Genomic DNA, 9,363 nt, shown 5'->3' on the forward strand with positions numbered 1-9,363 from the left:
TTATGCTGGCGTTGACGACCCTGACACTGTCGCACTTCCGCTCGCATCTGCGGGCGGATTTGCATTTGGACGGTCGCCCTGTGGCCATCCATGGTGCCAATGGCGCGGGCAAGACGAATATCCTTGAGGCGGTATCGCTGTTTTCCCCTGGTCGCGGTCTGCGCCGTGCCAGCGCTGCTGATATGGCGCGTCGGCCTGAGGCTTTCGGCTGGAAGCTGAAGGGCCAGCTGACCGCCGCGCGGCAGAGCTATGAGGTGGAAACCTGGTCGGAAGCGGGCAAGGCACGGCAGGTCAAGATCGACAATAAAGCCGCCAGCCAGATTGATCTGGGGCAGATCTGCCGCGTGGTCTGGTTGATTCCTGCGATGGATCGGTTGTGGATCGAGGCGGCCGAAGGGCGGCGGCGGTTTCTCGACCGCATCGTGCTGAGTTTCGATCCCGGCCATGCCGAGGCGACATTGCTCTATGAAAAGGCCATGCGTGAACGCAATCGCCTGCTGAAGGAACAGATCCGCGATGCTGCCTGGTACCGGGTCTTGGAAACGCAGATGGCCGAAAGCGGCCATCGCATCCACGCGGCGCGCACTGCAGCGGTGGATCGTCTGCGCATGGCGCAGGACGCTGCCGAAACGGCCTTTCCCACGGCTGAGCTGGAACTGATCCAATCCGATGGCGGGCTTCCGGATACCGCAGCAGATCTGCAGGAGGCCTTTGAGGAGGGTCGGTTTCGCGATTTGGCGGCTGGGCGTACCCTGCTGGGGCCACACCGCACGGATCTTCTGGGCACCTATCAGGCTAAGGGCGTGCCCGCGCGCGATTGTTCCACAGGGGAACAGAAGGCGCTGCTGGTGTCGCTGATTCTTGCCAATGCGCGGGCCTTGATCGCAGAAGGCGGTGCGCCACCAATTCTGCTGCTGGACGAGGTTTCGGCACATCTGGACGTGACTCGTAGGGCCGCACTTTACCAAGAGATCGTGACGCTTGGAGCGCAGGCCTGGATGACGGGCACCGGCCCTGAATTGTTCGATGAATTTGACGGCAGGGCGCAGATGCTCACCGTTGAGGACGGCGCCACAGGATCCGAAGTGGTGGCGGGATGAGCGTGTCTGCCTGGGATCTGACACTCTATGCAGGTGGGTTGTTTGTGTTGTTTCTAACGCCGGGGCCGGTTTGGCTGGCGGTGATGGCGCGGGCGATGTCGGGCGGCTTTCCCGCGGCCTGGCCACTGGCCTTGGGCGTGGCTTGCGGTGATATTCTCTGGCCGCTGGTGGCGGTGGCGGGCGTGTCCTGGATTGTATCAGAGGTCACCGGCCTGATGGAGGTGCTGCGCTGGGTCGCCAGTGCGATGTTTCTGTTCATGGGAGGGATGTTGCTGCGTCACGCCGATGCCCGGATTGAGGCCAATAGCGCGCTGACTCGTCCGGGACTATGGGCCGGTTTCATCGCCGGTATCGCTGTCATCCTGGGCAATCCGAAGGCGATCCTGTTCTACATGGGGGTGCTACCGGGGTTCTTTGACCTGACGGCTGTCACCCATCTCGATATCCTCGCCATTGTGGTGCTGTCCTTTCTGGTGCCTCTGGTGGGGAACCTGTGCATGGCTGGTCTGGTTCACCGGGTGCGCTGGCACATCACATCCCCGGCGACACTGCGCCGGATCAATATCGTGTCGGGGTGCCTGCTGATCGGGGTCGGGTGCCTGATCCCCTTTGTTTGAGGTCTGCACCGATGCTATGCCCCGGATGGCAGTTCCAGCCATGGGCTGAGATAGGTCAGAAGTTCCTCGCGGAAGCTGCCAAGACTGCCATGTGCGGCACAGAATGACAGGGCCAATATATGGTTTAGAAAGGCCTGCATCCCCTCGGCTAATACATTCGCTGGCTGATCCTGACGCAGCATGCCAGTGTTCTGCAAGTCAGTGACCCAACCGGACCAGAGAGAGATCTGGCGGAAAAAGCTTTGTGTGATGACCGCATCGGTTTCGGTGCCCGTGGTGCCTGAATAGCGCAGTAACAGATCGAAAATCACTCGATCCTGCGCCACGAACTGCACCACAGGCAGCAGCCGATCAACCAGATCATCCAGCGTCTGAGGCGCGGGCAAGGCTTCGGTATCATCCAAAATAGCCATGATTTTTGGGCCGATCACAGCGGCAAGAAGCCCGGTCTTATCCCCGAAATGCGAAAACAACGTGCCCTTCGCGACCCCAGCTTCTGCAACCACATCCTCTACTCGCAGGCCGCTATAGCCCGCTGCGGCAATCTGCGCGGCAGCCACCTCCAGCAGGCGGGCGCGGGTTTCCAGTCGACGTTGTTGCGGAGCGCGGGACATGATGACCTCTCATAAATTTGACCGTGGTCAATTAATTTATTGACCGCGGTCATTTTCTCAATAAATTGACCTCAGTCACTTTTAAGATTCGGAGGTCCCCATGTCCACGCGAAAAATCATCATCCTCAACGGTCACCCGGCGCCCAGCTCGCTGTCCCAGTCGCTTTGTCAGACCTATCAAACGGCGGCAGAGGCAGGCGGCCATAAGGTGCGCTACCATGACCTGTCGTCCATGCAATTTGATATCGATTACGGGCAGACGGGGTATCAGAATGTAAAACCGCTGGAACCGGATCTCGCGGCTTTTCTCAGCGATCTGGAATGGGCTGATCACGTTGTGATGGCGACACCTATGTGGTGGGGCGCGATACCGGCAAAACTGAAAGGCGTCTTTGACCGCGCGCTCTTGCCGGGCCGCGCGTTTGATACACGCAACGTCAATGTCCTGGGGCTGCCTGCGCCGATGCTCACGGGCAAGACAGCGCGGGTATTGCTGACGTCTGACACGCCCGCGCTCTGGCTGCGGCTGATCTACGGCAATGCGATCAAGCGGATTATCAGCAGCCAGATCCTGGGATTTGTCGGGATCAAACCGACGCGTTTCTCGTCTTTTGCACCAGCGACAGATGCTGCGGAGAAGACCGTCCTTTCCTGGCAGCGCAAGGTCGCGGACCTAGGCGCCAGAGCAGCCTGATTCCACCAAGAAAAAAAGGGGCTTGCGCGTGACATTCCCGGCCAGACTTCGTATAAAATCCTGAAGCAAAGACAGGAAGATGTGAATGTCCGGAAACGAGCAGGCCCCCGCAGACTATGGCGCGGATTCCATCAAAGTTCTCAAAGGCTTGGAGGCGGTTCGCAAACGCCCCGGCATGTATATCGGGGACACCGACGATGGGTCGGGGCTGCACCATATGGTGTATGAGGTTGTCGACAATGGCATCGACGAGGCCCTGGCCGGTCACGCGGACCGGGTGGTCGTGAAAATTCACGCCGATTCCAGCGTCTCGGTGAACGACAACGGGCGCGGGATTCCGGTCGGGATTCATGAAGAAGAAGGTGTTTCAGCGGCTGAGGTCATCATGACCCAGCTCCATGCTGGCGGTAAGTTTGACAGCAACTCCTACAAGGTTTCCGGCGGCCTTCACGGCGTGGGCGTTTCTGTGGTGAACGCGCTGTCAGATTGGCTGGAATTGCGCATCTGGCGCGATGGCAAGGAACATGTCGCGCGGTTTGAGCGTGGCGATACGGCTGAACACCTGAAAGTTGTTGGCGAATGTGGTGATCAGACCGGTACCGAGGTGCGCTTTCTCGCGTCTACGGATACGTTCTCCAATCTCGAATATTCCTTCGAGACGCTGGAAAAACGCCTGCGTGAACTGGCATTCCTGAACTCAGGCGTTCGGATCATCCTGATTGACGAGCGCCCGGCCGAACGGCTGGAGGTGGAGCTGTTCTACGAGGGTGGCGTCAAGGAATTTGTCAAATATCTTGATCGGTCGAAGTCGCCCGTGATGGAGGCGCCGATCTATATCACCGGCGATAAGGACGACATCGGGGTTGAGGTCGCGATGTGGTGGAACGACAGCTACCATGAAACGGTGCTGCCCTTTACCAACAACATCCCGCAGCGGGACGGCGGCACCCATGTTGCTGGCTTTCGCGGTGCGCTGACCCGCACCATCAACAACTATGCGCAATCTTCCGGCATCGCCAAGAAGGAGAAGGTCTCCTTTACCGGGGATGACGCCCGTGAGGGGTTGACCTGCGTACTGTCGGTGAAAGTGCCTGATCCGAAATTCTCCAGCCAAACCAAAGACAAGCTGGTTTCCTCCGAGGTGCGACCGGTGGTCGAAAGCCTGGTCAATGAAAAGCTGGCAGAGTGGTTTGAGGAGAACCCAAATCAGGCCAAGCAGATCGTCGGCAAGATTATCGAAGCCGCCCTCGCACGGGAGGCCGCCCGCAAGGCGCGCGAGCTGACCCGCCGCAAGACGGCGATGGATGTGAATTATCTGGCGGGCAAATTGAAAGATTGCTCGGAGAAAGATCCATCCAAGACCGAAGTCTTCCTAGTGGAGGGGGACTCCGCAGGTGGCTCCGCCCAGACCGGGCGCGACCGGATGACCCAAGCGATCCTGCCTCTGCGAGGGAAGATTTTGAACGTGGAGCGCGCGCGTTTTGACCGGATGCTTGGCAGTCAGGAAATCGGCAACCTGGTGATGGCTCTGGGCACCGGCATTGGCCGGGATGAGTTCAACATCGAGAAGCTGCGTTACCACAAGATCGTCATTATGACTGACGCAGACGTGGATGGCGCCCACATCCGAACCCTGCTGCTCACGTTCTTCTATCGTCAAATGCCGGAGCTGATCGAAGGCGGGTATCTCTATATTGCGCAGCCACCGCTATATAAGGTGTCACGCGGCAAATCGGAGGTCTACCTCAAGGATCAGGCAGCCCTTGATGAATATCTGATCAATCAGGGCGTCGACGGGGCGGTGCTGAAACTGGGCAGCGGCGAGGAACTGGTAGGTCAGGATCTAGCCCGTGTTGTCGATGAGGCGCGTCAGCTCAAGCGTGTTCTGGACGCTTTCCCCACCCATTACCCGCGCCATATTCTGGAGCAGGCCGCAGTTGCCGGCGCCTTTGTGCCGGGTGCTGTTGATGCTGATCTGCAGGGCGTCGCTGATAAGGTGGCGCAGCGTCTGGACCTGATTGCGTTGGAATATGAACGTGGCTGGCGTGGGCGGATCACGCAGGATCACGGCATTCGCCTGTCAAGAATCCTGCGCGGGGTTGAGGAGCTGCGCACCTTGGACGGCCCCATGTTGCGCTCCGGCGAGGCCCGGAAAACCGGCAGCTTTACCAATAGCTTGCAGGAAATCTACGGGGCTGCGGCCTCCCTCGTCCGGCGCGACCGCAGTCAGGCGATTCACGGCCCGCTTGGCCTGTTGAAAGCCATTCTTGAAGAGGGCGAAAAAGGTCTGGCGCTGCAGCGTTACAAAGGTCTGGGTGAGATGAACCCGGATCAGCTGTGGGAGACCACGCTAGACCCTGATGCGCGCACCCTGTTGCAGGTCCGCGTCGAAGACATGGTTGAGGCGGATGATCTCTTCACCAAGCTGATGGGTGACGTCGTCGAACCCCGGCGCGAGTTCATCCAGAAAAACGCACTGAGCGTGGAAAACCTGGATTTTTGATTTCAGTCGCGGGCAGCATGTTGTCGCTGCCCGCGCCCCACCTGCCCGCGACGGATCACCTGAGCTGGTGAAGGCGCTGAGGCTTAGGGCGATGCCACCTGGCACCGGTTTCGGTCTCTCTGCGATTTGACTCGCACATAACTCTTCTCATGATTGCATCTGGGGTAAGCGGTGATCCGTTCGGCGCGCGCGTGTGCGGCGGATATGATCGTCATGCGTACACCAAATAGCTTGGTTCTGTATATTGAGGGATTGCCCGGATAGCCTCTCAACATGAGCTTCCCCACAGCAAATCCTGTAGAGATTTACCATTCTGCCGCAGAATGTTGACGCAGAATCGCTCGAACGTTAAGAATCGGTTAATAAAACGCGGCTCGACCGCGATTTTCGGAGCAGCCGGGGGTAGTGTGTGCCGATGTTGAGCGTAAAGAAAGACAGTGAAACCGGAACAGAGGTTGCTGATGCCGGTGATCGCCCGGTGCGCTCGGTCCAGATTGATGGTGTGATCTCCTCAAGCAACAGCGCGCTTCGCTCTCCTCAGGCGGGAAAATCCCGCGCCAAGGCAAATATCGCGGCGGTGACCTCCGTTGCAACGGATCGGTCAGACATCAATCCGGACGTCAATAAGGGGGCTGGTGGATCATTGAACGCTGCAACCGGGAAGGCTGATGGCCGTAAGCCTGCTCCGGGTCGTTCCCTGGCCCAGATGTCGCCGATTGTGAAACTGGGGGCCGCAGCTGCGGTCCTGGGTTTGTTTGCCGTGGGTCTTGCGGTGCTGCAGTTCGGACCTGATGAGACTGCCGAAACGGCTGTTGATCAGCCCCGCGTGGCACGGTTGCTGACGCCGCAGGCGCTGGCGGGCCTGGATCCAAGTGCCACCCCGAGCGAGCGCGCTGCGGCTGAGGAGCTGCTGACGGCTGCAGTCGAAACCGCCGCGCCGCTCAGCGCCGAGGATGCCATGGTTGCGCAGATGACCGCAGGAACGCTGGCAGCGCTGCGGCGTGGCAGCGCCGTGACCCCGTCTGCGGACGCAGAACAGCCCGCCGCCCCGGCGTCGCAGGCCCATACCGCGCTCTATAGTCTGGTGCTGCGGGCCGTCGGGCAGGGGCAATCGCCCGCCTATATCGACCAAATGGTAAATGACGCCTATCGCAGCGAGACCATCACCGTACCCGCGGCGCTGATCGGCGCGGATGGGCGCGTCGATACCGCAACCATTCTGGCGCTGTTCGTCGGTCAGTAGCGCCAGCGCCGGGCCGGTGTTGCTGCGTGCGCCGATGCGCTCGACCGAAACGCGGCAGAGCGCCAAGATATAAGCTTTCCAACCGTTCTAAGACAAAAGAGGCGGCGCCGATGATCGGCGCGGGACGCCCGAGTTCAACCCAAGAGGGATATTATGAAAAAACACCTGATCGCGGCGCTCTGTTGCGTTACCGGCCTGCTGGCTACGCCTGTCGTCGCCGAGACCTGCGGTGGCACATATAAGGTGCGCCCCGGGGACAGCCTGTCGCTGATTGCTGATCGGCTTTACAAGGATGTGGGCATGTGGAGCGCGATCCACAGCCGCAACATCGACGCGATTGGCCCGCGCCCGAATGCGATCCGCGTCGGCATGGAGCTGACGATGGCCTGTCTGAATGGTCTGCCGACAGGGCTGCCCGGCGGCAAGGCGGTTGCGGATGCGCAGCCGGTGGTCGCGGCACCGGTCAAGGTACAGCCGGGCACCGCCGCCGTGCGCAGCAAGATCAATCTGCTGACCGGGGATGACTATGCGCCCTTCACCTCCAAGACTGCCCACAATGGCGGGCTGATCACCGAGGTGGTGAATGCGGCGATGACCGACGCCGCCCCGGCGCAGGGCTTTGCCATCCACTGGGTGGACGACTGGGCCTCCCATTTCGATCCGCTGCTGTCGAACGCGCTGCTGGATCTGGGCTTCCCTTGGTATCGGCCGGATTGCGACACCATGCCGGAGAGCTATCGCTGCGTGAACTTCCTGTTCTCGGACCCGATGTTTGAGACGCTGATGCTGCTCTTTGTCGATAAATCGCGCCCCTTCACCTTTGAGACGGACGCGGACATTGAGGGCAAGACACTCTGCCGCCCGGCGGGGTATCTGACCTTCGATCTGGATGGCTACGGGCGCCGCTGGATGGAGGAGAAGAAGATCACGCTGAAGCAGCCGCATAAGGTTGCCGATTGTTTCGAGATGGTCGCCAAGGGGGAGGCAGATGCCGTTGCGATCAATGAATTCACCGGACGCAGCGTGATGAAGGAAAACGATCTGCTGGATCAGTTTGAGGTGCTGCCACTGCCGCTCTCAGTGCTGGGTATCCATGTGGTGGTGCATAAGACCCATCCCCAGGCCGATGACATGCTGACCATGATCAATACCGGTCTGCGCAATATCCGTGAGAACGGTCGCTATCAGGCCATTATCGAGGATCACATGGCCAGGATCTGGGCCGGCTTCTGAGGGAGGGCGCCATGTTGAAACATCTCGCAACGGCGGCCATAGCGCTGCTGCTGGCCATTGGTGTCGCGCCACGCGCGGCGCAGGCCATCTGCAATGTCGATTACCGGGTACAGCCCGGCGACACGCTCTTCTCGATTGCTGAAACCCATTATAGTGACCGCAGCCGCTGGACGCTGATCTACTATAGCAACCAGCATGTGCTGGAGGGGCCGAGCGTCATCCCCGGCAAAACCCTGCACATCCCCTGCGCGCAGCAGGCCTCCGCGCCTGATGCCACGCCCCTGCGCAAGGATGACGCGGAGATGAAGTTGCTGACCGGTGGTGGCTTCGCCCCGTTCACCGATCAGACGCTGCCCGGTCAGGGGATGGTGACCGAACTGGTCAATGCCGCGCTGGAGCTGACTCCTGCGCCGGTGTCCTATTCGATCACCTGGGAACAGGATTGGTCGAAACATCTGTTCCCGATGCTGGATGAGAAACAGTTCGACATGGGGTTCCCATGGCTGAAGCCGGATTGCGCGGCAAACCCGACAGATGAGCGCTGCGTGAACTTCCATTTCTCGGAACCGCTGATGACCATCCCGATCATGGTCTTCGTGCGGGCAGATGCCGCCTTCGCCTTTGACAGCGACGCCGATATGCTGGGCAAGACCCTGTGCCGTCCAGAAGGATACTACACCCACGACCTTGATCGCGGCGATCGTCGCTGGTTGAGCGAGGGCAAGCTGACGCTGGTTCAGGCCGCGGATCCCGGCGCCTGTTTCCGCAAACTGATGGCGCGGGAGGTGGATGCGGTATCCCTGAACCTCTTCCTTGGCGCGAACACGCTGATCTCAGAGGGGCTGCGTGATCAGGTGATCCCTCTGGAGCGTCCACTCTCCGAAGAAGGCCTGCATGTGGTGATTTCCAAACGCCACTGGCGCGGCACCTCGCATCTCTATCGCATCAACGCAGGTCTGAAGGCGCTCAAGGCTGATGGCCGATTTCAGGACATCGTCTCGCGTCATCTGGAACTGTTCTGGGCGCAACTCCAGTAACACCAGACGGACCACGCCCCACCGGGGCGGGGTCTCCCGCCAGAACCGAACCTTTGGTCCTATTCTGTTGGGCCAGGCGCCGCGCCCCTTGCAGGGGTGCGGCGTTTGCAGTCCGAAAGCGCGGCGCATTTTTGTACGGTGCGGGTTTTGACCTTTGGTCTGCCCCGGTCACCGCCCAGTTCGGTCTTTATACTATGATGAGAGGAGGGGGACGCCTGCGGTTCGTCTGGCCTTTGGCGACACCATCCAGATGAACCTGCGTTTTTGGTGATTTTGGTTGGTTGGCTTGTTTGTGTGTTGGGCGAGTCTGTGGATATGTGGG

General features: G+C 60.0%; 8 protein-coding genes. 7 read left to right on the forward strand and 1 reads right to left on the reverse strand.

The window, feature by feature from the left end:
* Window positions 1–2 precede the first annotated feature (2 nt).
* A complete protein-coding gene (recF, locus tag OO25_RS06970) occupies window positions 3–1,100 on the forward strand; it encodes a DNA replication/repair protein RecF (RefSeq protein WP_040179128.1) in 1,098 nt (365 codons plus the stop codon).
* Window positions 1,097–1,717, forward strand: coding sequence for a LysE family translocator (locus OO25_RS06975; RefSeq protein ID WP_040174900.1), 621 nt, complete (start codon window positions 1,097–1,099; stop codon window positions 1,715–1,717). The genes recF and OO25_RS06975 overlap by 4 nt, the downstream gene beginning before the upstream one ends.
* A gap of 14 nt (window positions 1,718–1,731) precedes the next feature.
* Here OO25_RS06975 and OO25_RS06980 read toward each other — a convergent pair whose 3' ends face one another.
* The gene (locus OO25_RS06980) at window positions 1,732–2,331 is read right to left on the reverse strand and encodes a TetR/AcrR family transcriptional regulator (protein ID WP_040179129.1); all 600 of its coding nucleotides are present in this window, start codon (window positions 2,329–2,331) and stop codon (window positions 1,732–1,734) included.
* A gap of 100 nt (window positions 2,332–2,431) precedes the next feature.
* Here OO25_RS06980 and OO25_RS06985 point away from each other — a divergent pair, with 100 nt between their 5' ends.
* The 5 genes from OO25_RS06985 (at window position 2,432) to OO25_RS07005 (ending at window position 9,041) form a co-directional block, all read left to right on the forward strand.
* The gene (locus OO25_RS06985; RefSeq protein ID WP_040174897.1) at window positions 2,432–3,025 is read left to right on the forward strand and encodes an NAD(P)H-dependent oxidoreductase; all 594 of its coding nucleotides are present in this window, start codon (window positions 2,432–2,434) and stop codon (window positions 3,023–3,025) included.
* Window positions 3,026–3,110: 85 nt separating this feature from the next.
* The gene (gene gyrB / locus OO25_RS06990; RefSeq protein ID WP_040179130.1) at window positions 3,111–5,528 is read left to right on the forward strand and encodes a DNA topoisomerase (ATP-hydrolyzing) subunit B; all 2,418 of its coding nucleotides are present in this window, start codon (window positions 3,111–3,113) and stop codon (window positions 5,526–5,528) included.
* A 415-nt stretch (window positions 5,529–5,943) separates the two neighbouring features.
* Window positions 5,944–6,771, forward strand: a complete 828-nt coding sequence (locus tag OO25_RS06995) for a hypothetical protein (RefSeq protein WP_040179132.1) — start codon at window positions 5,944–5,946, stop codon at window positions 6,769–6,771.
* 153 nt (window positions 6,772–6,924) lie between these two features.
* Window positions 6,925–8,004, forward strand: coding sequence for a transporter substrate-binding domain-containing protein (locus OO25_RS07000; RefSeq protein ID WP_040179135.1), 1,080 nt, complete (start codon window positions 6,925–6,927; stop codon window positions 8,002–8,004).
* Window positions 8,005–8,015: 11 nt separating this feature from the next.
* Window positions 8,016–9,041: a transporter substrate-binding domain-containing protein gene (locus OO25_RS07005; protein WP_040174891.1), complete on the forward strand. Its 1,026-nt coding sequence runs from the start codon at window positions 8,016–8,018 to the stop codon at window positions 9,039–9,041.
* Window positions 9,042–9,363: the final 322 nt, after the last annotated feature.

Origin of the sequence: Phaeobacter sp. S60 (assembly GCF_000826845.1) — a bacterium.
In the GTDB taxonomy this organism is placed as follows: domain Bacteria; phylum Pseudomonadota; class Alphaproteobacteria; order Rhodobacterales; family Rhodobacteraceae; genus Phaeobacter; species Phaeobacter piscinae.